This window comes from Desulfovibrio legallii, from assembly GCF_900102485.1.
Classification (GTDB): domain Bacteria; phylum Desulfobacterota; class Desulfovibrionia; order Desulfovibrionales; family Desulfovibrionaceae; genus Desulfovibrio; species Desulfovibrio legallii_A.
Window position 1 is genome coordinate 1 of sequence record NZ_FNBX01000006.1, and the last position, 21,549, is coordinate 21,549.

Annotated in this window: 19 protein-coding genes and 1 tRNA gene; 8 read left to right on the plus strand and 12 right to left on the minus strand. The window is 62.3% G+C overall.

Annotated elements, in window-relative coordinates:
* A partial coding sequence (locus tag BLS55_RS04925; protein ID WP_143339520.1) for a transposase occupies window positions 1-254 on the minus strand: 254 nt, incomplete at its 3' end.
* 151 nt (window positions 255-405) lie between these two features.
* On the opposite strand from BLS55_RS04925, the gene BLS55_RS04930 reads away from it, so the two are divergent.
* Together BLS55_RS04930 and BLS55_RS11865 are read left to right on the plus strand one after the other, a co-directional pair.
* Window positions 406-1,143 carry a DUF2207 family protein gene (locus BLS55_RS04930; RefSeq protein WP_092153256.1) on the plus strand — a complete coding sequence of 246 codons (738 nt, stop codon included), beginning with the start codon at window positions 406-408 and terminating at the stop codon, window positions 1,141-1,143.
* Between the two features lie 60 nt (window positions 1,144-1,203).
* Entirely contained in the window at window positions 1,204-1,965 is a 762-nt protein-coding gene (locus tag BLS55_RS11865) for a hypothetical protein (RefSeq protein ID WP_143339521.1), read from the plus strand.
* A 96-nt stretch (window positions 1,966-2,061) separates the two neighbouring features.
* On the opposite strand, the gene BLS55_RS04940 is transcribed toward BLS55_RS11865, so the two are convergent.
* A complete protein-coding gene (locus BLS55_RS04940) occupies window positions 2,062-2,715 on the minus strand; it encodes a hypothetical protein (RefSeq protein ID WP_143339522.1) in 654 nt (217 codons plus the stop codon).
* 97 nt (window positions 2,716-2,812) lie between these two features.
* Between BLS55_RS04940 and BLS55_RS04945 the strand changes: the two genes are divergently transcribed.
* Both BLS55_RS04945 and BLS55_RS04950 read left to right on the plus strand, forming a co-directional pair.
* Entirely contained in the window at window positions 2,813-3,136 is a 324-nt protein-coding gene (locus BLS55_RS04945) for a hypothetical protein (protein WP_092153259.1), read from the plus strand.
* Between the two features lie 20 nt (window positions 3,137-3,156).
* A complete protein-coding gene (locus BLS55_RS04950; RefSeq protein ID WP_092153260.1) occupies window positions 3,157-4,146 on the plus strand; it encodes a hypothetical protein in 990 nt (329 codons plus the stop codon).
* Window positions 4,147-4,935: 789 nt separating this feature from the next.
* Here the strand turns inward: BLS55_RS04950 and BLS55_RS04955 are convergent.
* A tRNA-Lys gene (locus BLS55_RS04955) sits at window positions 4,936-5,011 on the minus strand.
* A gap of 63 nt (window positions 5,012-5,074) precedes the next feature.
* Between BLS55_RS04955 and BLS55_RS04960 the strand changes: the two genes are divergently transcribed.
* The 3 genes from BLS55_RS04960 (at window position 5,075) to BLS55_RS04970 (ending at window position 8,689) form a co-directional block, all read left to right on the plus strand.
* The gene (locus tag BLS55_RS04960) at window positions 5,075-7,012 is read left to right on the plus strand and encodes a protein-disulfide reductase DsbD family protein (RefSeq protein ID WP_257243135.1); all 1,938 of its coding nucleotides are present in this window, start codon (window positions 5,075-5,077) and stop codon (window positions 7,010-7,012) included.
* Window positions 7,013-7,206: 194 nt separating this feature from the next.
* Window positions 7,207-7,683: a chemotaxis protein CheW gene (locus BLS55_RS04965; protein WP_092153262.1), complete on the plus strand. Its 477-nt coding sequence runs from the start codon at window positions 7,207-7,209 to the stop codon at window positions 7,681-7,683.
* A gap of 205 nt (window positions 7,684-7,888) precedes the next feature.
* Window positions 7,889-8,689 (plus strand): SDR family NAD(P)-dependent oxidoreductase, encoded by an 801-nt coding sequence (locus BLS55_RS04970; RefSeq protein ID WP_092153263.1) that lies wholly within the window; start codon window positions 7,889-7,891, stop codon window positions 8,687-8,689.
* A 291-nt stretch (window positions 8,690-8,980) separates the two neighbouring features.
* On the opposite strand, the gene BLS55_RS04975 is transcribed toward BLS55_RS04970, so the two are convergent.
* The 4 genes from BLS55_RS04975 to BLS55_RS04990 form a co-directional block, all read right to left on the minus strand.
* Entirely contained in the window at window positions 8,981-9,211 is a 231-nt protein-coding gene (locus BLS55_RS04975; protein WP_092153264.1) for a hypothetical protein, read from the minus strand.
* Between the two features lie 2 nt (window positions 9,212-9,213).
* Window positions 9,214-9,834: a GDSL-type esterase/lipase family protein gene (locus BLS55_RS04980; RefSeq protein ID WP_092153265.1), complete on the minus strand. Its 621-nt coding sequence runs from the start codon at window positions 9,832-9,834 to the stop codon at window positions 9,214-9,216.
* Between the two features lie 7 nt (window positions 9,835-9,841).
* Complete coding sequence (locus BLS55_RS04985; protein ID WP_092153266.1) at window positions 9,842-12,631, minus strand: TIGR03960 family B12-binding radical SAM protein; 2,790 nt, start codon at window positions 12,629-12,631, stop codon at window positions 9,842-9,844.
* A gap of 210 nt (window positions 12,632-12,841) precedes the next feature.
* Window positions 12,842-13,192: a hypothetical protein gene (locus tag BLS55_RS04990; protein ID WP_092153267.1), complete on the minus strand. Its 351-nt coding sequence runs from the start codon at window positions 13,190-13,192 to the stop codon at window positions 12,842-12,844.
* Window positions 13,193-13,293: 101 nt separating this feature from the next.
* On the opposite strand from BLS55_RS04990, the gene rnc reads away from it, so the two are divergent.
* Window positions 13,294-14,013, plus strand: coding sequence for a ribonuclease III (gene rnc, locus BLS55_RS04995; RefSeq protein WP_092153268.1), 720 nt, complete (start codon window positions 13,294-13,296; stop codon window positions 14,011-14,013).
* A gap of 207 nt (window positions 14,014-14,220) precedes the next feature.
* On the opposite strand, the gene BLS55_RS05000 is transcribed toward rnc, so the two are convergent.
* From BLS55_RS05000 to BLS55_RS05020, 5 genes are all read right to left on the minus strand, one after another.
* Window positions 14,221-15,114: a flagellin N-terminal helical domain-containing protein gene (locus tag BLS55_RS05000; RefSeq protein WP_092153269.1), complete on the minus strand. Its 894-nt coding sequence runs from the start codon at window positions 15,112-15,114 to the stop codon at window positions 14,221-14,223.
* A 404-nt stretch (window positions 15,115-15,518) separates the two neighbouring features.
* Window positions 15,519-17,333, minus strand: a complete 1,815-nt coding sequence (locus tag BLS55_RS05005; RefSeq protein WP_092153270.1) for a flagellar hook protein FlgE — start codon at window positions 17,331-17,333, stop codon at window positions 15,519-15,521.
* Window positions 17,334-17,425: 92 nt separating this feature from the next.
* Window positions 17,426-18,175, minus strand: coding sequence for a flagellar hook assembly protein FlgD (locus BLS55_RS05010; protein ID WP_092153271.1), 750 nt, complete (start codon window positions 18,173-18,175; stop codon window positions 17,426-17,428).
* A gap of 17 nt (window positions 18,176-18,192) precedes the next feature.
* Window positions 18,193-20,013 carry a flagellar hook-length control protein FliK gene (locus BLS55_RS05015; protein ID WP_092153272.1) on the minus strand — a complete coding sequence of 607 codons (1,821 nt, stop codon included), beginning with the start codon at window positions 20,011-20,013 and terminating at the stop codon, window positions 18,193-18,195.
* A gap of 128 nt (window positions 20,014-20,141) precedes the next feature.
* On the minus strand, window positions 20,142-21,548 hold the full coding sequence (locus tag BLS55_RS05020) for a glycosyltransferase family 9 protein (protein ID WP_092153273.1): 1,407 nt from the start codon (window positions 21,546-21,548) through the stop codon (window positions 20,142-20,144).
* Between the last annotated feature and the right edge of the window lies 1 nt (window position 21,549).

Genomic DNA, 21,549 nt, shown 5'->3' on the forward strand with positions numbered 1-21,549 from the left:
GTGAGGGCTTCCTGGATAACTTCATATTTGAGTTGCGTTTCGGCATACATCTTTTTCAGGCGGGCATTTTCCTTCTCCAGCTCTTTCATCCGAGCCATGAGCGAAACATCCATGCCGCCATATTTTGCCCGCCATTTATAAAACGTGGCGCTGCTTATGCCGTGTTCGCGGCAAAGCTCGGTCACGGGGATCCCATTCTCGGCCTGCCTCAAAATTCCCAAAATCTGGCTGTCGGAAAATCTGGACGCTTTCATGTAAAATCTCCGTTCGGGTCAGTATCGGAAATTCTACCCATAAACGCTACTTCTTTTTGGGAGGATTACCCTGCGCGATATCTTCACCTCCGCCGCATCTAACCTGCGGAGTAATTACGGGCGTGCATGGTCACAGAACAGTCTTGTTGTCATGCTGGGCTGGTTTGTTGTGCTGCCTCTGGCCCTGTCCATCAGCTTTGCCAGCAGGGACGCCAGTTCTTTCTTTACGGAGTACCCTGACCTGCCATCCTGGCTCATGCTTTTTATTGCCTGCGAACTCTTCTGCGCCCTGGCAGCATTGCCGCAAATTATGCTCCGGTTGACAGGCAGCTGGTTTGCCTGTGCCGCAGGTGTGATTTTCCCCCTGTCACTGGTGGCCGTTGCGTATTCAGAGGATTTTTTTGACGCCCCGGACTGGATACTCCCGACCATAATGCTGATATTGGCCTATGTTTTTAGCCTGATTATGAAAGCGCCTTCCAGACCATGCCGCCAGGCGCTCGACGAAATAGAAGGCTTGGCCCTGTACATGCGCACGGCGGAAAAAGATCGCCTTGAAATATTTAATAAAGAAGACAACTGTCCCCAGGATACCCCAGAGGTTTTCAAACGGCTTCTGCCCTACGCTCTTGTATTGGGACTTGAAAAAACATGGTGCAACCGCTTTGCCAGCCAGATTGCCGCAGGGCTTCTGAGAGACTGCGGCATTGATGAAGAGCTTGTTTCTACTAGCGCTGGATGGAACCTGTTTGCTCAAGGGTTGGCCAGTGCTGCTGTGGCTTCTGCCGCGCAACAGGCAAGCTCATCTTCGTCCACCAGTGCTTTCGGCGATGGAGGCGGCGGCGGTTCTGGAAGCGGCAGTGGCGGCGGAGGTGGTGGCGGGCTCTAGCTCACAAAAACTTTCTTTAATATCTTATTGTTGATAATGCATAAGCTATATGGTGAACAAATGAAAAAAATAGCATTGTTTTTTACTGTCGGAATGGTTTTCATTATGTCTGGTTTTCAGAAGCTACAGGCAGCAACAGACGATGCGGCCAAATATTCAATTAAGGATGGCATGTATCTGGTTCAGGAGGGCGTTACGCAGCCAGAAATAGAAATTTATGAACTTGATTCTACACTGGTATCCCCTGAAACTTCTATAGCTTACTGGGCCGTTATAAAGCAGGACGCAGATGAAGGAAACTTGAAGATTATTTTCTTTTCGAAAGATAAAAAATCTGTGGCATCACTATTGCTGAAGGATGAATTCTATTGCTCAAGCATATTGCCAAGCCCTGATGGGAAAAAAGTATTACTGGATACTGGGAACCCCAGGTGGGCAGAGCGGAATTTTACATTGCTTGATCTTGATACTGGAAAATCAGAAATGTCATTTGCCACCCTGCGCGGCATGGATCCCAGATGGGTTGATGTGCATCGTTTTGTGTACACGCTTGTAGATGTTGCTGAGAATCGTGATTTCATTGCAGGAAAAAATTTTGGCTATACTTTTTCTATTGGGTTTTATGATTCGCTGTCCTCTGGAAATACTATTCTTAAAGCCTCTGATGATACGCATGATTATTCTTTTGAAAGAATAACGGATGACGGCGGCGGAGCCATCATCACTGAAACCTGGGTTGAAAACGTCGCTGACTGGAAATCTGAAGACGAAAATAAAATCAAGAAGCGTGAAGTTGTAATAGAATTTCCGGCAGCAGGATAATTAAACCCCCGGCTTTGCCGGGGGGATTGCCGGCACGGCGAGGTGGGGCGGCTTTCTGTTTTCAATCCCACCCCGCCTGTGCAGCGCGTCAGGGGATTACAGGTCGCCCAATGTTTTCAGTGTGGCGTACACAATCACCAACATGTCATCTTTCTTGTTTATCTGCATTGTGTAAATGATTTCGTCAGACGCTGTGGCCATTGCCGCGTCGGCATCCTTGGTCTTTTTGTATTCGCTGGTCATTGTTTCAAAGTTGTCCTGACCGCAAAACATGATCTGTATGCTGCCCGCATCCTGCCCGGCATATGTGTCCAGTTCGTCAGTTGTTATGTCGTCAAGCGCGCTTTTGTCCTTGCCCGCGGCAGCCTCCTTGGCCAGAAACATTTCGGAAGACTTGGAGCCGTCACTGCGAACGATGACGAAAGGCGCGTACAATCTTTCGTCCATTTCTTTCAAAAACGCAGCAACAAGGGGAATTGTGAGGTCTTTTGTGGTCATGGCCACAGTGACCACCTCGTTATCCTTGAAGGTGAGCAGCGTATTCCACCGGGCATCTTCCCATTTGAACTGGGCAAGCATTTCATTTTTGCCAGTAGGTTTTGCGCCCATTTTTTTGGCATCTGCCGGGCTCATGCCCATGGTAAAGAAATCAAGGCCGCTCTGCTGGTCGCCAGGGTCGCCCTGAGCCAGAGCCACAGAAGCGCCGAGGCAGAGGCAAAGAGCTAAAAATCCGCATAGCAACAGTCTCATGCTTCGCTCCGTTGTAGTTGATTGTTTTGCGAGTACATTCTTCTTCATTCAAGCATGGAACATGCCATAAAGAAGTGCTCCCCCCAATTGGGACGGTATGACAGCTACTCATTCAACAAAGGAGAGCGCCTATGTCCAAGAGAAAAAGCATGCCCCGGCGTTCAAGGCCAGGGTGGCTTTGAACGCCCTTTCCGGCGAGAAAACCGTTGCCAAACGCAGCGCCGGGTTCGGCGTCCATCAGACGCTGATCCATAAGTGGGTGAAGCAGCTCAAGGAGTCGGCAGCGGGCATCTTTGCCGGTGAAATCAAGGCCGAAGAGGCCAGGAGGAAAACCAACTCCAGGTACTTCATGTCCAAGTCGGCCAGCTTACTGTGGAACACGATTTTTCAGGGCATTGCAACTTTGAAATGTTTTAATTAAAGACTGTTATGGAGTAAAAAGTGAAAAAATATTGTGATGTTCGTCTAAAGCCCTGGCTGGCGGCTTTTGTATTTTTTTGTCTGGCGGTGTCGCATACTTCTTTTGCCTGTGCAGAAAAGCAGAGTTTTTATTCTTTCAGCGCCGACGTGCCCAAGGGTTGGAAGGTTGCGGAAGAAGGCAGGCTGGTCATGTTCAGCGATGCCAGGGAGCAATGCACTTTTTCCGTGCTGGAAGTGCCACTGTTCAACGGCGATCTGGCTTTTCTTATGGCAGAGCAGGCCCGGACAACGAATGTTGCTGCAATGAAAGCTGTGGACAAAAATCTGGGAATGATTTTCGCCAGTGAGCAATCCAGAAGTTGGGGCATTGTGCCTGGGGACGTTTTTGTGTTTATTGATGTTGCCAAGGCTTGCAGCAACCTTGAGGCGCAGCTCAAAAGCCTGCACGCCGAGCAAGGCGGGCAGAACCCAAGGGCTCTTGCCAAGGCTTTTGAAGCGCTGGCCCGCCCGGAAGTTATGGGCTGGCTTGCGAAAGGGCGGCTTCCTGCCGGAGCCCTTGCTGTGCCCGTGCCGCCTGACCCGGAAACCATTGGAGCGCCGTTACCCGCCCTTCAAGACCTCGGCGGTGCGGAGCCTCCCTTTATGGCTGTTGAAGCCAAAGGCGCACTGCCGGAAGGATGGTCAAAGTCTGAACAAGGCTTGTGGACCGTATTCAGCCGTGATGGCGGCAAACAGTGGCTGGCAGTGCGCATATACGCTTTTGACAGCAACAAGGTGTCGGACGAAAACATGAAGGCGTATGATGATTTTGCCGTCAGTATAGCCAGGAGCCTGGGCGGCATCAACATCATGACCGGGGGCGGCATGACCTCGTTCGCCTCCGCCAGGGGCTACACAGGCAGTGCGGAACTGGGCGAAAACTGCGTTACTGTGCGGCTTTCCTCCGTAACAGACCCCGACGCCTTCTCTGACCTTGTAACCAGCGTATTTCAGGGGAAGCTGGAAGAATAAACTGGCTTGCATCTGGTGCCGACAAACAGGGCATGCCGCCGCAGAGGTGGTTTCGGAAAACTGGACCGGGGGGTAAGGTCAGTGGTGATTATGGATTGGCACAGCCGGGCAGTACTCGCCTGGCGTTTTGTCAAACGCCATGATGCGGATTTCTGAGTAGCCACCCTGGAGGAGGCAATGGACCGCTACGGCGTGCCGGAGATATGCAACGCTGACCAAGACGCAGTTTACGAGCTATGAGGTTACACGAGCGCTCAGAGAGGCCGGAGTACGCATTTCAACGGATGGTCAGGCCGCTGGGTAGCCAATGTGATGATCGAACGTCTTTGGCGTTCGCTGAAGTACGAATGCGTGTATTTGCAGGAGATCGGGACAGGGGGGAGCTTCGCCGGATATTGTCCTGATGGTTTGAGTTTTACAACAAGCGGCGCCCGCACAAGGCCTTTGACGGCAGAAAGCCGATGGAGATATATCAAACAGGGCAGGTCAGAGGTACCCCCCTCTGGCTTGCCCCAGAACGGCAGCGTAGACCACGGAACTGTCCACCTTAATTTTGCCGCAATTTTGCCGCAATTTTGCCGCTGACTGGTCCGAAGAAGTGAACCCATCTCTGTAATGGACATGGCGCGAGGCAACGGCTATGGTGCGGGGTGCCCGATCAGGGAGGACGTTTGCGCTTCCTGGTGGCCGCGAGGGGAGGGCAAACCCGGAAGACTGGAACCCGATCGTTCTGGTGGTAGCCAACAGAAAAAGCCCTCACAGTGTTTAACCGTAAGGGCTTGATTTCTTTGGTGGGCCATCAGGGACTCGAACCCCGAACCAACTGATTAAGAGTCAGCTGCTCTACCAATTGAGCTAATGACCCGTGCAACGTGAAAAGGGATTTACTCGCATGGGCTGTCTCTGTCAAGCGAAAAGGAAAAAAAATTTGTTGCAACGGTCTGCTGTGCGGCCGTGCGGGCCGGGTTTCACGGCCCGCACGGCGGTCCCCTTTGCGGGGCATGGAAGGGTATGGGCCGCGTGCTGGCTGGCCGCGGCCGTGGTGGCGCTCTGCGTTCTCTGCTGGCCGGGTGCGGCCCGCGCCGCCGCTTTGCGGCATCATCTGGAGGCGGCCCGCGACGGCAGCAATCTGGTGCTGGCCCTGCGCCTGAGCATTCCAGAGGGCTTCCACGCCTACAGCCATGAGCCGGGCGACGCCGGGCGGCCCACGGTGCTGGCGCTGGAACCCGAAGGTGGGCCCGCCGCGCCGGTCTGGTATCCTGCTGGCGCTGTGCAGCGCGATTATTACGACCCCTCGGTCACGGTTTCCGTTTATGAAGGAGAGACCTTCCTTTTTGCGCGGCTGCCGGTGGAGGCGGCGGGCAAGCCCTATTCGGGCAGCCTGAGCATGCTGCTGTGCTCCCCGCGTCAGTGCCTGCCTGTGGACGAAACCCTGCAGGGCGCGCTGCCTGCGGATCCGCCCCTCCTGGAAGCCCAACCCTGGGCCGGCGCGTGGCGGCAAATCAGCGCCCAACCGCCGGAGCCGCAGGGCGCGCCCGGCGAAGCGGCGCACGAGGGCGACGCGGTTTCAGGGCCTGGCGTTGGCGGCGAGAGCGGCGCGGCCGCAGAGGCGGCCCTGCCGCCGCCTGAGGGTTTTGATCTGAGCCTTACGCCGCGCTACCTGGACGCCAGCCTGGAAATTTCAGGCCTGGGCAAGGCCCTGCTCTTCGGCCTGCTGGCGGGGCTGTTGCTCAACATTATGCCCTGCGTGCTGCCCGTGCTGACCTTCAAGGTGAGCGGGCTGCTGCTCATGGGCGGCGGCGGGAAGGAGGGGCTGCGCCGTTTTCGGCAGCACAACATCTGCTTTGCGGCCGGGGTGCTGACCCTGTTCAGCGCGCTGGCCCTGGTGCTGGGGCTGGCGGATCTCATGTGGGGGCAGCTCTACCAGAATCAGACCGTGCTCATGGTCATGCTGCTGCTGGTATTTCTCATGGGGCTTTCCATGCTGGGGGTCTTTACCTTGCCGGTCATCGACCTCAAGGCCGGGGCGCAGGCCAAAAATCCCTGCCTCCAGGCCTATGCCAGCGGGCTGGTCTCCACCTTTCTGGCCACGCCCTGCAGCGGCCCCTTGCTGGGCGGCGTGCTGGGCTGGGCCTTTACCCAGCCGCTCATGGTGGTTGTGGTGGTTTTCTGGTCCGTGGGGCTGGGCATGGCCCTGCCGTATGTACTGTTCAGCATCTGGCCGAATCTGGCCCGCATTCTGCCCAAGCCGGGGGCCTGGATGCGGGTTTTTGAGCGCATGGTGGGCTTTCTGCTGCTGGGCACGGCTCTCTATCTGCTGTCCATCCTGCCGGTGGAGCGGCACATGCAGGTCTTGAGCATGCTCCTGCTGGTGGCGCTCTGCGCCTGGTTGTGGGGGCAGTTTTGCGGCATGGAGGCGCCGCCCCTGCGGCGGCGGCTGGTGGGCGCGTTGGGCGGGGTTTTGTTGGCGACGGCCGTGGTGCTGGTGCTGCGCCCCGTGGCCCCGCTGCCCCAGTGGCGAAACTTCAGCCCGGAGGTGTTCAACGCCGCGCTGGGGCAGAAGCCGCTGCTTCTGGAATTTACGGCGGATTGGTGCCCCAATTGCAAATTCATGGAAGCCACGGTACTTACTGACGAACGCATGCGCGGCCTGCAGGCCCGCTATGGGCTTGAACTGGTGCGCGTGGATCTGACCCGGGCCGACGCCTATGCCGTGCGCCTGCTGGAAGCCCTGGGCAGCAAGAGCATCCCGCTCACCGCGCTGTTTCCCTCCGGAGAAGGCGCTTCGCGCCCGCTGGTGCTGCGCGACGTGTATGGCGCGCGGACGCTGGAATCGGCCTTGAAGCGAGCTTTCGGCGGCGGTTAACGCGCCGCGGCGCGGCGGCTTCGGCGCGGGGGCGGGCCGTTGGGGCAGGGCGTATTTTTTTATGGATTTGAGGCCTATGGTTTTTTACGTCCGGGCCGATACAAACCAGTGTGTGCCACAGGACCTGCACGGCGGCGAACCCGCCGCGACGGCACGTCTGCAACGTGGCTTGGCGTTCTGACAAGGGAGCGGATATGGATTTGAGCCAGAAAAAACAGGAAGACGAGCTTCTGCAGCTGGTGACCTTCAGCATCGGCGAAGAAGAGTTCGGGGTGAATATCCTGAAAGTGCAGGAAATCATCCGCACTATGGAGATCACCAAGGTGCCCCGGGCTCCGGAATTTGTGGAAGGCGTCATTAACCTGCGCGGCAAGGTGATTCCGATCATTGATCTGCGGCGGCGTTTCGGCCTTGCACCCAAGGCGCACGACAAGAATACGCGCATCATCGTGATCGAAATTAACAACATCATTGTGGGATTTGTGGTGGACGCCGTGTCGGAGGTGCTGCGCATACCGGCAAGCACGGTGGAGCCGCCGCCGCCGGTGGTGGCCGGGGTGGATTCGGACTACATCAGCGGCGTGGGAAAGTTGCAGGATCGCCTGCTCATCATGCTGGATCTGGACAAGCTGCTTTCCAACGAAGACATGGAAATGCTGGGCGGCATCTAGCCCGTGTTGCCCTTGCGCAGGCGCCTTCCCCAAGCCTGGCAAGCCGCTCACTTCGGACTTCCCTGCGCACTTTGCTGCGCTGTTGCGCGCCGGAGTGAGCGGCTTTCTTGCCCTTGCGAACGTATGTTCGCAAGGGCATTATGCTTTTGCAGCGCGCTGGACGCCCGCTTGCCGAAGGGGTATTTTTGAAAAAAAGGAGGTTCCTATGGACTGGTTGGGCTTGAAAGACGCCGTCTGCGTCGTGACCGGAGCCGCCGGCGGCATCGGCTACGGCATTGCGGAAGGTTTGGCCGCTGCAGGAGCCAAGGTAGCCGTGCTGGACATGAACGAGCAGGGCGCGAAACAGGCGGCGCAAAACCTGGCGGCGCGCAGCCAGGTTGCCACGCTGGGGCTGGGGGCGGACATTACCCGGCCGGAGCAGCTGCACGCTGTGGCGCAGACCGTGAAGGACACCCTGGGGCCCTGCGATGTGCTGGTGAACAACGCGGGCATTCTCAGCCCCGCCCACCTGCTGGACGTGACCCCGGAACAGTGGAACAAGGTCATGAATGTGGACCTGAACGGCCTTTTGTGGTGCAGTCAGGTTTTCGGGCGGGAAATGGCGGCCCGCAAACGCGGCGCCATTGTCAACATCGCCTCCATCTCCGGGCATTTTCCGCAACCCTGGAGCGGGGCCTACAGCGCAGCCAAAAGCGCCGTCATCATGCTGACCAGACAACTGGCGCAGGAGCTGGGCCCCGAAGGCGTGCGCTGCAACGCTGTCTGCCCCGGCATGATCAAAACGCCGATGACGGAGGCCTTTTACGCCGATCCGGCCGTAGAGCGCGGCCGGGTGAACATGACCGCCAGCCGTCGCATCGGCCTGCCGGAGGACGTGGCCAATGTGGTCGTGTTCCTGGCCAGCCCGCGGGCGGGGTATCTTAACGGCGAAAGCGTGCTGGTGGACGGCGGCCTTTCTTCCATGATTATGGCCCTGACGCCGCGCCCCGGCTTTACGCAGGGCTAGAGCATTCCGACTTTGAAATGCCCTGGCGGCTGCGTGAGCAGACGCCCGCTGTGGAGGCGTAAGCGCAATTTATTTGCGCTGTTAAGCGCCGAAGTGCGGATAGCAAAATCTTTGAGAATGCATATTCTCAAGGTTGCAATGCGCTGACGCCCGCTTCCGCGGCGCATCGGGCAGACGCCTGCCGCAGGCGCGGAAGCGGCCTGACAGCCGCCGGGGGATTGCCGTCTGAGCCAAAAGGGCTGCGCAGCGGCTTTCTCCCCCCCCCCCGGCAGAGCCTTGCCGCAGCGGCGGTCAGCGGCAGGCGCGCTCGCCCTTGGCGCGACGGGTGGAGCGCAGGCGCAGCTCTTCTACGATCAGGCGCTCATAGTCTGGGGCGATGGCGACATCCGTGTGCAGCTCCGCGCTGATCATGCACTCGATCTGCTGGGTTTCTTCCCAGATTTCCAGCAGCTCGTCTTCAGCCAGATTTTTGACGCGCTCGGCAAAGGGTTTTTCGTCGGGAAAGGGCATACAGGATCCCATGGTCATGCTCCTGATAGGCTGAAAAAGCGGCGCACGCAGTCCTGCGCCAGCAGGGTTTGCGCCATGAGCGCGCAGCCCCGGGGGCCGGGGTGCAGGCCGTCGCTCAAATCTTGCAGATAGGTCGCGTCGGCTGCCAGGGCGGGGTAAATGTTCGCAAAGGGCAGGCCCAGGTCGGCGCAGATTTTTTGCTGACCGAGGCCCAGCGCGGCCAGGCGTTGGCGCGCCGCCGCATCGGCCACCGGCGGCGGACTGACCGCCAGTGTGGGGGCCAGGGCCATGGCTGCCGCCAGCATGGGCCGCAGGTCCGCCAGGGCTTCCGCGCAGGCGCGCGGCGTGCCGCCGCCGGGCGCGGCCATATCCACCACCCCCACGCAGAACACCAGGCGCGGCTCCATGCCGGGAATGCGCCTGGCCTCCAGCTCCGCCCGCCAGCGTCGGGCCACATCCGCCGTGCCTTGCCTGCGCGCGCCCAGATTGTAAAAAGTGGCGCGGGGGATGGCGTACAGCCCGGCCTCGCTGCCCAGCACGGCCAGACGACTGACCCAGCCGCCGGGCATCTGGTCGTCGTTCACGCCCAGGGTCAGCGAATCTCCAAAAAAGAACCAGGTCGGCGTAGCGGACATAAACGCCTCACGGACGGGACTGCCCGTCGGCAAAGAGTTGGGCCGTCTTGCGCAGCTGCAGCCGGGGCCGCAGGGCGGTTTCCGCGCCCACGGGCTCCAGAATGGCCAGGCACAGTTTCAAAGGCGACAGGTATGCAGTACCCCAGTCGGCCGTAAATGTCACGGCCTGGCCGTCTTTCGCGGCGCTCCAGCTGGCCAGCAGGGGGCGGAGGTCCGTGGTGCGTGGTCCCTTCTTGGTTTCGCGGCTGCGGGGGCAGGCCGTGAGGGCGGTAAAAGCCGCAAAACAGCGGACGGCCTCGCGGTTTTCCTCGGCTGTGGGCAGACGGCAGACAAAAACTTCGGCCACGGCCTGTGCCGTGCGTTCCTGCTTGGTGGTGCGTTCCACGGCGGCCACGTCCATGCCCTGGGGCAAATGCGGGGCCAGACGGGCGGCCACGGCCTCGGGCGGCAGATTCTGGTGCAGGGTCAGGGCAAACCATTCCGCACTGCTTTCCACGCCCACGGGCAGCGCCCGGCCAAAAGAGACCAGCGGCATGGGGTGGAAGCCCTGGGAAAACGCCAGGGGCAGGCGGGCCCGCCTGAGAGCGCGGTCCAGCACGGCCTGCAGTTCCAGCTGGCTCAGCCAGGCGCTGCCGCCGGTTCTGGAGTGCCAGACGCGGTACTGGGCCGCCTTAACGGTCAGCTCGGGGGCCACGCCGGGGGGGCGGTTGTTCCGTACCCGGCAGACGATGCGGCCTTCCGCGTCGCGCCGGGGCTGGTGGGCAGCCTGGTCGCGCTGGGGAAAGACCAACCGGTTGCGGTGCCGGGCGGCGTCTTCCGGGGCCGTCTTTCCCGTAGCGGGGGCTTCTGTTGCGGGCACAGGGGGCGCATCGGCGGGCGCGCCGTGTTCCGAGGCAGCGGCGGGGAGGGGCGCGCTCTGCCCGATGGCCGCGCTGCGGGGCATTGCGCCTGCCGACGCTGCCGCCCCCCCCGCCGTGGGCGTATGGGGCAGGCGGGAGGGCCCGGCCTTGGTGTCGCAGGCCCCGCACTGCCGGCAGGCCCCGTAGCGGCAGTCTTCGGTGATTTTGCCTTCCAGGGCGCGGCGGTATTCGCGCAGCAGAAAATCTTCGGCAACGCCCGCCTCCAGATGGCTCCAGGGCAGGGGCGCGCCGGGCTCGCGCGGGCCCGTATAGTCTTCGGCCTTGAGGCCGCATTCCTCCAGGGCTTCCAGCCAGGGGGTCAGGTCAAAACCCTCGGCCCAGCTGCAGAAGACGGCCCCCTTGCGGTAGGCCAGCTCCACCACGTCGGCCATGCGTCGGTCCGCGCGGGAGAGGATGCCCTCCAGGTGGCTCATGGCCGGTTCGTGCCAGCGCAGCTTCAGGCACTTCAGGCCGCGAAAGGCGTTGCGCACCAGGTTTACCCGGCGTTTGATCTCCTCCTGCCCAATTTGTTCCACCCACTGGAAGGGGGTGAAGGGCTTGGGCACGAAGGGGGAGAGCGCGGCCGTCACCTGCAGGCGGGGGCCGCCGGGGCCGGCGGCGTCGCGCACTTTGCGGCAAAGCTCTGCGATGGCCAGAAGGTCCGCGTCCGTTTCCGTGGGCAGGCCGATCATGAAGTAGAGCTTGACCTGCCGCCAGCCGTGTTCCAGCAGTTTCTGGACATGGAGGAGCAGACCTTCTTCACTCACGCCCTTATTGATGACGTCGCGCAGGCGCTGGCTGCCTGCCTCCGGGGCCAGGGTGCAGCCTGTGCGGCGCAGTTCGGCCATGCGTTCCATGATGGCATCGTCAATGGACCCCACCCGCAGGGAGGGCAGGGAGAGGCTGATCTGCTCTTCGGCGCAGCGGTCCAGTACGCTCAGGCTCAAGGTTTTCAGGGCGGAGTAGTCCCCGGTGCTCAGGGAGAGGAAGGAAATTTCGTCAAAGCCGGTCTCGTCCAGACAGCGCCGCAGCAGGCTGTGGATATTTTCCGGGGAGCGCTCGCGCACGGGGCGGTAGACCACGCCCGCGTGGCAGAAGCGGCAGCCGCGCGTGCAGCCCCGGGCGATTTCCAGCGAAAGGCGGTTGTGCACGGCCCCTACGGGCACCACCTGGCGCACGGGGTAGGCGGCCTGATTGAGGTCCGCCACGATGCGCCGGGCCGGGCGCGGGCAGCTCGGCAGCAAAGGGCGCAACGGCGCGCCGGGCGCGTCCGAGGCGGGCGCGAACAGGGAGGGCGCATACACGCCGGGGATGCGCGGGGCCGCGCGGAGCAGCTCTTGCCGGGTCCAGCCCTTGGCGCGGGCCGTCTCCAGCAGATCCAGCACGTCGGGCAGGCTTTCTTCGCCGTCGCCCAGGACCATGAGGTCGATAAAGGGCGTCAGGGGTTCGGCGCTGAGCAGGGCCCCGCCGCCGGCTACGACAAGCGGGCAGGCCTCCAGGCTTTCCGGGCGGTCTGCGCTGCGTAAGGGAATGCCGGCCAGGTCCAGCATGTAGAGCACGTTGGTGTAGCACAGCTCGTGGGTGATGGAAAAGCACAGGGCGTGGGTGCGGATGAGGGGCGTATCCGATTCCAGGGTGGCCAGGGGCGCGTTGTGCGCGCGTAATACCGCTGCCGCCTCCCGGTCCGGCGCCATGACCCGCTCGGCCCACCACTGGGGGCGGGCGTTGACCACGCCGTAAAGGATTTTCTGGCCCAGGTAGGACATGCCCACTTCGTATGTATCAGGAAAGGCCAGGGCCACGCGCAGGCGGACGCGGGCGGGATCCTTGCGGCAGACGTTGTCTTCAATGCCCGCGTAGCGGCTGGGGCGTGGCAGCAGGGGCAGCAGCTCGCGCATGTTGTTCCTTGGTTTTGGGGACAAAAAGAGCGGCGCAGGGCCGCCCGGAACAGGAGAAAATTTTTGCGGGGGAGGGGCCTTGCGAAAAAGGCCGCCTCCCCCGCGTCCGCGCGGCGTACCCGCTAAAGCGCGGGAAACGCGCGGAACGGACAAAGCAGGACGCGCAAAAAGGCCGTGCGGGGCGCGCCCCGCCGTGCCCCTGCGCGGGGGCTACTTAATGAGGCCGCTGCCCGCGCCGCCGCCGGCGGCAAAGGGCTCGGAACCGAACTGCAGTTTGCCCAGGCCCCCGGCCACAGTGAGGTTGGTGCAGGCTTCGATGTATTTGTCCTGCAGCTCCTTGGGGGTATTGGCGTACCGGTAGAGGAAATTTTTGCCTTCGAGCACGCCGGTAAAGTCCGCCTCAAAGGGGTAGCCGTAGGGCAGCATCATCATCTGCACGCCCTGCTGGGTGGGGATGCTCTGGATGGCCGCCACATCGGTAAGGCTGTCTTTGGCGGTGTCGTATTTGCCGATGACCAGCTCGCCGGTCACCAGTTTCATCAGGCGGATGTCGTAAGCCATGCGATTCTCCTACAGGTTAATGGGCCATAGGTAGGCGCTGGCGCGGCGCATGTCAAGGCATTTTCTGTTGCCAAGCGGCGTGAAATGGCTACAGTACGGGCATGAACAAGACACATACGGACGTTGTTCCCGCCTCTGTGCCCGGCGCGATCCTGGGGCACGTTTTTGCCCGGCCGGAGCTGCTGGACAGGGCCCTAACCCACAGCTCCTGGGCCAACGAATACGGCGCGGGGCCGGAACACAACGAGCGGCAGGAATTTCTCGGCGATGCGGTGCTGGAGTTGTGCGTTTCGTGGGAGCTGTACCGACGGTTTCCCGACGCGCGCGAAGGGCAGCTGACCCGCCTGCGGGCCCGGCTGGTGAGCACTGCAAGCCTGGCCGAGCGGGCGCGGGCCCTGGGGCTGGACAAGCGCATCAAGCTGGGCAGAGGCGAGGAGAGCCAGGGCGGGCGCGAACGCGACGCCGTGCTGAGCGACGCCCTGGAGGCCGTGCTGGCCGCCGTTTATGAAGATGGCGGCGAGGCGGCGGCCATGGCCGCGGTGGCGGCGTTGTTCGCCCCCTGCTGGCCGGAAGCGCCGCAGGCCACAGTGATCAAGGACTACAAGACGCGCCTGCAGGAGGCCGCGCAGCAGCGCTTCGGCGCGGCGCCGCTGTATACGCGCCTGGGAAGCAACGGGCCGGAACACGCCAAAATTTTTGAAGTGGGCTTGCGCCTGCCGGACGGGCGGGAGTTTCGGGCTACGGGCACGAGCTGCAAGAAAGCGGAACAGACCGCGGCGCGCCAGGCGCTTGCGGCTTTGCAGGCGAAAAAAGAGGACTGAGCGGCGGGCCGTACGCGCGGCCGGACGTTTTTTGGCCTTGCGGCTGCAAGGGGGCGTTGCGTGTGCCCATAACGCGCCGGAATGCGCTGCAAAAGGCGCGCCCGCAACGGTGCGGCGCCCCACGACGGGCTTTTGGACCGACCCGGGGGCGTGAACCCCCGGGCCTCCCGTCTTTGGTCTGCCTCAGCCGCTTGCCTCCGCGACGGACTAACCGCCGATGAGCTGCATGGCCATCTGGGGCAGAGAATTGGCCTGAGAGAGCATGGCCACGGCCGACTGGCTCAGGATCTGGTTGCGCACAAATTCCGTCATTTCCGTGGCCACGTCCACGTCCGAAATGCGCGATTCGGCCGACTGCAGATTTTCCGCCTGGGTGTTCAGGTTGGTAATGGTGTTCTCCAGCCGGTTCTGGATGGCGCCCAGGTGCGCGCGGATATTATCCTTGGAGACGATGGCGTTGGTGATGCCCACCAGGGCGCTCTGGGCGGCCTGCTGGGTGGACACCGTGTAGGCCATGGCGCTGGTGTCGGCGCTGTTGCCCACGCCCAGGGCCGAGGCCGTGCTGTTGCCGATTTTGATGTAGTAGTAGTCCTCGGCGGAATCGTTGCCCGTACCGAAGTGGATCTTCATCTTGCCCGTGGCGGTGAGGCCCGAACCGTCGTGGGTGTCGTCGGAGAGGGTGCCGTCGAGCAGGTGGATGCCGTTGAAGTCCGTGGCGTTGGCGATACGGGTGATTTCCGAGGCCATGGCCTGGTACTCGGAGTCGATCATCAGCCGCTGGGTGGAATCGTAGGTGCCGGTGGCCGCCTGTTCCGCCAGTTCCTTCATGCGGGTCAGCTTTTCGTCAATGACGCCCAGCGCGCCGTCGGCGGTCTGGATCATGGAAATGGCGTCGTTGGCGTTGCGTGCGCCCTGCTGCAGGGTGGCGATGTCAGCCCGCTGCAGCTCGCGGATGGCCAGGCCCGCGGCGTCGTCCGCCGCGGAGTTGACCCGCAGGCCCGTGGAAAGGCGCTGGGTGGACTTGCTCAGAGCTGAGTAGTGGGTATTCAGATTCCTGGCCGTGTTGGCGGCCATCATATTGTGGTTAATGACCAAAGACATGGGACACCTCCTGGTGGGTTATGCTGCTCACCAAAATGCAATCCATGTGCCAAAAATTTTTACTCAATAATTTTAGCATATTGTTCTGACAGGTTGGCTGCGGGGAAAAATTTTCCCCGTGCGGCGCGGGCATTTTTGACGCCGGTTGCGGCGGCTGCCGGGCGGCAATGTCCACCCGGCGCGGCGGCAAAGAGCGCCCTTGTCTGCCCTGTGCGGTTCCCTGCGGGCCAGAACCGCAAGGGGCAGCGTGTGGGCAGGCGCCTTCCCCGGCGAGCGCAAAAAAAAACGCCGGTTCCGGAGCGATCCGGAACCGGCGCGACACGGAGCCAAAAGACGCGGCGCTATCCCCAACGCCGTGGGGGCGGGGCAGAGCCCCGGCCCCCGGCCTTTCGGCCTTGTTATGCTTACCGCTTCATGCCGATGACGGTTTCCAGCATGGTGTCCACAGTGGTGATGCCCTTGGAGTTGGCCTGGAAGCCGCGCTGGGTGGCGATCATCTGCACAAATTCGGTGGTCATGTCCACGTTGGACTGCTCAATATTGTAGGCGTTGGTGGTTCCGAAGCCGTTGTCGCCGGGCACGCCCACGCGGGGTTCGCCCGAATCCTGGGTGGCGGAAAAGAGGTTGCCGCCCTCCCGGTAGAGGCCCTGGGTGCACTGGAAGTCGTAGAGGGCTATCTGGTAGAGCGGGATGGTCTTGCCGTTGGAATAGATGCCGTAGATTACGCCGGATTCGTCAATATCCACGTTGCTCAGGGTGCCGGAGGCATAGCCGTCCTGGCTGCTGGACTGCACGGTATAGGAAGTGGTGTTGGCCGCGCTGGCGTAATCCTGCCGCTCCACGGCGGCCATAACGGGCACGTCGGAGTAGTTAATAACGGGATTGGTGGGGTCTGTCGTGTCAACAGCAAGGGAATCCAGCGAGCCCGTGGTGGTCCAGGCGGGGTTGCCCATGTCCTTAAGGCCGAAGTCCAGCTCAATGATGTAGTTCTGCGCCTGGCTTACGGGCGTGGCGGTGGCGCTGGTGCTCATGGTTTCGCTCACGCTGTTGGCCAGGGGCTGGCCGGAAAAGTTGGCCGTGAACACGGGCAGACCGTTGCTGGAAGTCTTGGTGGGCTGCCAGGAAGTTTTGAGCGAAGGATCCACGGCCACCTGATCGTTGGCGTCGGGTGTTTCCGTAGCGCCGTAGCTGTAGGCCGTCTGGTTGACCAGCTGGCCGCTGGCGTTGAAGATCATGACGCCGCTCATGAGCACGCCGGCTTGTTTATTAGTGCCTTCCACGGAGTCATTGTAGAATTTGGTGGGATCCGTGCCCCAGGTGTTGGTGCTGGGGTCGTAGTCCTCGCCGCCGTAGCTGCGCATATCTTCGGAGGGCGGGATGGTCACCAGGTATTCGTACATGGTGTAGCCTGAGGGCAAACCCTCCATGGTATAGATGAGATTGCCGTCGGAATCCGTTTTGCTGGTGTCCACCTGATCGTAATATACGGTGAGGGTATGGGTGCCGCCGCCTTCGTCGTAGACATCGATGCTGGACTGGGTGGCGTAGGCCGTGTCCGCCAGGGGCGGCTCGTTGGCGCCGTTCCAGAGGTCGAAAAGGGCCGTCATGGGGCTGGTGTTGCTGGTGGTGCTGTCGCCCGTGCCGTCGTTGGTCAGGCCCATGGTAAAGGTGACGTTGGTGGTCTGCTGCGGCAGAATGTTCCAGCTGTCCAGCACAATATCTGTGGGCGTGCCGGAACCTACATAAGCGGATTCGCTGGCTTGGGACGTGCCCAGGTTGGTGGAGCCGCTGTTGAAGGTGAGCTTGGTATCATTGTTCACCTTCCAGCCCTGCAGCAGGTAGCCTTCAGGATTCTGCAGCTCGCGGTCGTCGTTGAAATAGAAGTCGCCCGCGCGGGTGTAGTACTTTTCCTTGCTGTTGGGCTTGCGCACCTGGAAAAAGCCGTTGCCGTCGATGGCAATATCCGTCACCGAATTGGTGGTTTCAAAAGAGCCTGCGGAATAGTCGCCCAGGATGGCGTAAACGCTGGAACCCGCGCCGATCTGCGAAGTGCCGCTGGCCGTGCCGGTGCTGCGGTACAGGTAGTCGTTGAAGTCCATGCGCTGGCTTTTGAAGCCGATGGTGCTCACGTTGGCGATGTTGTTGCCCACCACGTTCATTTTTTGCCCGTGGGAAAGCAAGCCTGAAACGCTGGCCCACATGCTGGCTGAAAGACCCATAATTTCCTCCGTGTCTGCTTGGGGATAGGGGGATATGTCTGTCGGCCGGGCGCGCCGCGGGCGCGGCCTTCAGGCCGGACGTTCCTCTCTGGTTAACTGCTGCTGGATGCGGTGTCCGTGCTGCTCTCCGTCGTGCTGGTGGTATTGGGCAGCATGACCTGGCGCACGTCGGAAAGGGCCATGAGCTGGCCGCCCTCCAGGCCCAGGTATACGGTGCCGCTGTCTGTAACCACGCCGGTGACTGTGGCGTCCACCACCTGATCGGAGAGCACTGCCTCGCCCGAGGAATTGAGCAGGGAGAGGCTCACCGTGTACACGCCGTCGGCCGCCGTAGCGCCGGAGCTGGTCTTGCCGTTCCAGTTGAATTCGTAAGTGCTGCCGGAGCTGAGCGCCCCCAGAGTTTCCGTATAGACGGCGTTGTTGTCGCCGTCGCGCACGGTGATGGTGCCGCTGGCCACTGTGTCCGCCGGCGCGTAGCGGAAGCGGGTGATAGTAGTGGTGCCGCTGGTGCTGTCCGTCACCTTGCCGATGGCGTTGCCCGACACCGTGACGTTTTTGCCGATGTAGGACGTGGCGTTGATCATCTGCTGGTTGTTGGTGGCGGTGGTCAGGTCTTCCATGCTGTCGTTGAGGTTCATGAGCTGCTCAAGACTGGAGAACTGGGCCATCTGGGAGATGAACTCCTTATCCTCCATGGGGTTGAGCGGATCCTGATACTTGAACTGGGTGACCAGCAGCAGCATGAACGAATCCTTGTCCAGGCTGGAGCTGCTGGTCTGGCTGCTCAGGGCCTGGCTGAACTCGTTGTTGGTCTGGGTGATGGATTGCGTAATGCTGGACATGGCTTTCTCCCGGCTGTTCAGGCCACCACATTAAGGGCCCCGGCGGCATATACTGCCGTCCGGCTTAGAGAATGCACAGGCTGTTCCAATGCCGCTGCTTCGCTGTTTTCGTCGTTATTTCGAAATGTTGCCAGATTTTTCAGGCGGGCAAGTTCTTCCCGGCGGGCATCTTCTTCCTGCCAGGAATTGTGCTGCTCCAGGTCCTGCCAGGAAGCGGCGTCCTGCTGGCTCGAATCCAGCTGCACTTCCACCTTGTCCACCTTGAGGCCCTGTTGTTCCAGGTTCAGACGGATGTGCTCCACCTGGCGGTTGACCATATCGGCGGTTTCGCTTTTTTCCGGGCGGATGAGCGCCGTGACCTCGCCGTTGCGCACGGTAAGGCTCAGGGTAATGGCCCCCAGCTCCTGCGGGTGCAGCTGCAGGTCCAGGCGGGTGCCTCCGTTCTGGAGGGAGGAGAGCAGCCCCCGCTCCACCTGCCCCGCCACCTGGCGCGCCAGTTGCGGCTGCGCGTTGGCGGACGCGGTGCTCACAGGCTCGCCCGCCGTATTCTGGGCAGCATAAAGGGCCGCCTGGGCGGCAGCGTCGGCACGGGCCGTGGTGGCGGTGGGGGCGGTTTTGACGGCGACAGTCTCAAGCAGGTCGTCCCAGGCGCTTTCCTTGTTCGACTTTTTGTCTGAGGCGGCATGACCATCTTCGCCCGTGGCCGCTTCCTGCCCTTTTTGGCTGGCAGCGCCCTGCGCTTGCGCCGCGTGGTTCCGCAAGGCGGCGTTGTCGGCACTCTGGGGCACGGCGTCCGCTTGCCGGGCGTTTTGGGTAAGCGGCTGGGCGGCAGTCTGGGCCGTCGCCGCATTCTGGCGCGTGGCCGTGCTGTCTGCGTCCGTTCCCGCCAGTGTCCGGCTCAGGACGTCCCGGCTCTTCTGCTGCACGGTATCGTCAATGACGGTCTTGCTCTGCTGGGCCTTCTTGTTCTGCAGGGCGTGGGCCTGCTTTTCTTTTTCCGTGCGGGCGCGAGCTTTGGCCAGCATGGGCTGCAGGGTATCCTTGAGGGCCGCGTCCAGGGTTTTTTGCGCGGACTTGGCGGCGGTAAAGTAGTCCGTGGCCGGGGCCAGCAGGTTGGCAAGTTGCGTGGGGGTGGACAACAGGGCCGTGGCTCCGCCGAACTGATTCCCCAGGCTTTGCAGGGCAGTGGAAGAAAGGCCCAGCCCCTTGCCCAGGGCCAGAACCTCTTCCTGTGTTACCTGCAGGGCCGTGGTCTGGTCCATTTTGCCGATAAAATCCTGGATCAGGGCCAGGGCTTCCGTGCCTTTACCCTGCAGCATAAGGGCCTGGGCGCTCTCATCCAGAACGCCTGTGGGGTCGAGCTTTTTCAGCAGGGAGGTAATGGCGGATTTTTCGTCGTCGCCCAGCTGCGGCGTGGTTGCGCCGGTTTTCAGGCTGGCCAGCACCATGGCCAGGCTTGCGCCGTCAGGCTGCTCGGCCAGTGAATCCAGGCGTTCCAGCCCTTCGGCCGGGACGCCCGCCTTGGCCAGCTGCTGGCGCAGGCTTTGCAACTCTTGCTTGGTGAAGCAGACTTCTTCCAGCGTATAGGTGACGCCGTTGGAAGTGGTGCGGGTATAGGGGCTCTGCACCTGCGTTGTCGCAGCTGTGGCGCTGGCGGCAGTCTCCTGGGCCAGCGCCGCGTCCGCGGAGACGTTTTCGTCGCTGGCGGCGCTGTCTATGGCCGTGTGCATGGCCGAGAGGTAATCGGCGAAGCCGCTTTCACTCCGGGCCGTGTTCTGGGCGGTCCAGAGGGCCTCGGTGGCGGTGGCGGCGTCGGCGGCGGTGGGAAGAATCTGCATGGTCCACTCCTTGCGCCCCAGGACAATTCAAGGAGTGTTCCAAAAATTTTTATCTTTTTATTTTAGGTTGATAGTAAATTGTCCAGGCCAGGACAGGGCAAGTCTTGCCGCGGCGGCCGCCTGGTTTTCTAGCCCAGGCGGTGGGCCAGGTCGGCCAGGCGCTCCAGGGCCGCGTTCCAGGCCCGGCGGCTGTAGTCGGCATTTTGCAGGTACATCTGCAGAAAACCGTTGCCCAGGCGCGCCAGAGGCGGCTGGGCGCTCCAGAACCCTGGGGGCAGGCTGCGGACGGGATTTTTCAGGGCTGCCGCGCACCGGCCGCAGACGGCGGCGACGGCAGCGGCCAGGCGGGCCTGCAGCGCGGGAAAGCGCGCGCCCAGCGTTGCCAGGCGGGTTTCCAGCAGGGGAGCCAGGTCCGGCTGATAAAGGTGCAGGAAGACTGCCTGCCAGAAGTCTTCCAGCACGGGCCTGCAGGATGCCGCAGGCGGCCCCAGGCGGGCAAGGCTGTGCAGGCCCAGGGCGTCGCGCCCCGTGCGCCAGAGGCTCAGACCGGAGAGGGGGGGCAGGGGCGCGGGCGCGGCGGCGCAGGGGGGCTCCAGCAGGGCCAGCGCCGTTTGCGCCACAACGGCGGGGCTGAAGGCCGCCTTGCAGTACAGGCGGCCCCGGCGGCACTGCCAACAGCCCACGCAGCTCATGGCCGCGCGCAGCACCCACTGCCCCGGCGCGCGGGGGCCTGTTTCCCGCGCGTGCACCGGGCCCATGGAGAGGTTGAGCACGGGCACGCCCAGGTAGTCCGCCAGGTGCATGGGCCCTGTATCCGGGGTGATGCAGAGGTCCAGGGTGCGCATCAGGGCCGCCAGCTGGTCCAGGCTCAGTCTGCCGCAGGCGTCGGCGGTTCGGGGTAGGCCCGCCTTGCGGGCCACGGCCGCCCCCAGCTCGGCTTCAGCCGGCCCGCCCAGCAGCAGCGGGGGCGCGCCTGCCGCTGCCAGCCGCCGCGCCAGCCGCGCCCAGAAGTCCGCATCGGGACGCTTGGCCGGGGTGCTTGCGCCCAGCACCAGGCCCACGCGCCGCGCGCCGCCGCGCCGCAGGGCCGCGCAGGGCACGTTGCGCAGGTCCGGGTAGGGGGCCAGATCCAGCAGGTGCAGGTCTGCCCAATGGAAGGGATTGTTATGGTTGTTCTGGGTCAGGGCTGTCCGGTACAGCTGCCAGAAGCCGCGCACATGCAGCCCCTTTTTGTCGGACACGGGGCCGATTTTGCGTTCGGCCCGCAGGGCCGCCATGCAGCGGGCCGCCGCGGGCGCGCTGCAGAGGTTGAAGGCGGCCGCGTAGCGCCCGCGCGCCAGAACCGTGCAGTGGGCGGGCGGGAAAAAGACCGCCTCCGGCGCTACTGCCATAAGAGGCTTAAAAAACTGCGGTTCCGCCACAACCCAGAGCGGATGCCCTGGGTAGAGACGCCGCAGCCGCAGCAGCAGGGGGAAGGTGAGCAGCAGATCCCCCATGCGGTGGAGCTGAAAAACAAGAACGGGATCCGCGCTCACG

Excerpts from the sequence above, each read along its gene's own strand:
- BLS55_RS04990 (WP_092153267.1), bottom strand. The coding sequence starts at position 13,192 with ATGGCTTACGACATCCGCCTGATGAAACTGGTGACCGGCGAGCTGGTC.
- BLS55_RS05015 (WP_092153272.1), bottom strand. The coding sequence starts at position 20,013 with ATGCAGATTCTTCCCACCGCCGCCGACGCCGCCACCGCCACCGAGGCC.
- BLS55_RS04970 (WP_092153263.1), top strand. The coding sequence starts at position 7,889 with ATGGACTGGTTGGGCTTGAAAGACGCCGTCTGCGTCGTGACCGGAGCC.
- BLS55_RS04975 (WP_092153264.1), bottom strand. The coding sequence starts at position 9,211 with ATGGGATCCTGTATGCCCTTTCCCGACGAAAAACCCTTTGCCGAGCGC.
- BLS55_RS04940 (WP_143339522.1), bottom strand. The coding sequence starts at position 2,715 with ATGAGACTGTTGCTATGCGGATTTTTAGCTCTTTGCCTCTGCCTCGGC.
- BLS55_RS05000 (WP_092153269.1), bottom strand. The coding sequence starts at position 15,114 with ATGTCTTTGGTCATTAACCACAATATGATGGCCGCCAACACGGCCAGG.
- BLS55_RS04965 (WP_092153262.1), top strand. The coding sequence starts at position 7,207 with ATGGATTTGAGCCAGAAAAAACAGGAAGACGAGCTTCTGCAGCTGGTG.
- BLS55_RS04945 (WP_092153259.1), top strand. The coding sequence starts at position 2,813 with ATGACAGCTACTCATTCAACAAAGGAGAGCGCCTATGTCCAAGAGAAA.
- BLS55_RS04985 (WP_092153266.1), bottom strand. The coding sequence starts at position 12,631 with ATGCGCGAGCTGCTGCCCCTGCTGCCACGCCCCAGCCGCTACGCGGGC.
- BLS55_RS04980 (WP_092153265.1), bottom strand. The coding sequence starts at position 9,834 with ATGTCCGCTACGCCGACCTGGTTCTTTTTTGGAGATTCGCTGACCCTG.
- BLS55_RS05010 (WP_092153271.1), bottom strand. The coding sequence starts at position 18,175 with ATGTCCAGCATTACGCAATCCATCACCCAGACCAACAACGAGTTCAGC.
- BLS55_RS05005 (WP_092153270.1), bottom strand. The coding sequence starts at position 17,333 with ATGGGTCTTTCAGCCAGCATGTGGGCCAGCGTTTCAGGCTTGCTTTCC.
- BLS55_RS04930 (WP_092153256.1), top strand. The coding sequence starts at position 406 with ATGCTGGGCTGGTTTGTTGTGCTGCCTCTGGCCCTGTCCATCAGCTTT.
- rnc (WP_092153268.1), top strand. The coding sequence starts at position 13,294 with ATGAACAAGACACATACGGACGTTGTTCCCGCCTCTGTGCCCGGCGCG.
- BLS55_RS11865 (WP_143339521.1), top strand. The coding sequence starts at position 1,204 with ATGAAAAAAATAGCATTGTTTTTTACTGTCGGAATGGTTTTCATTATG.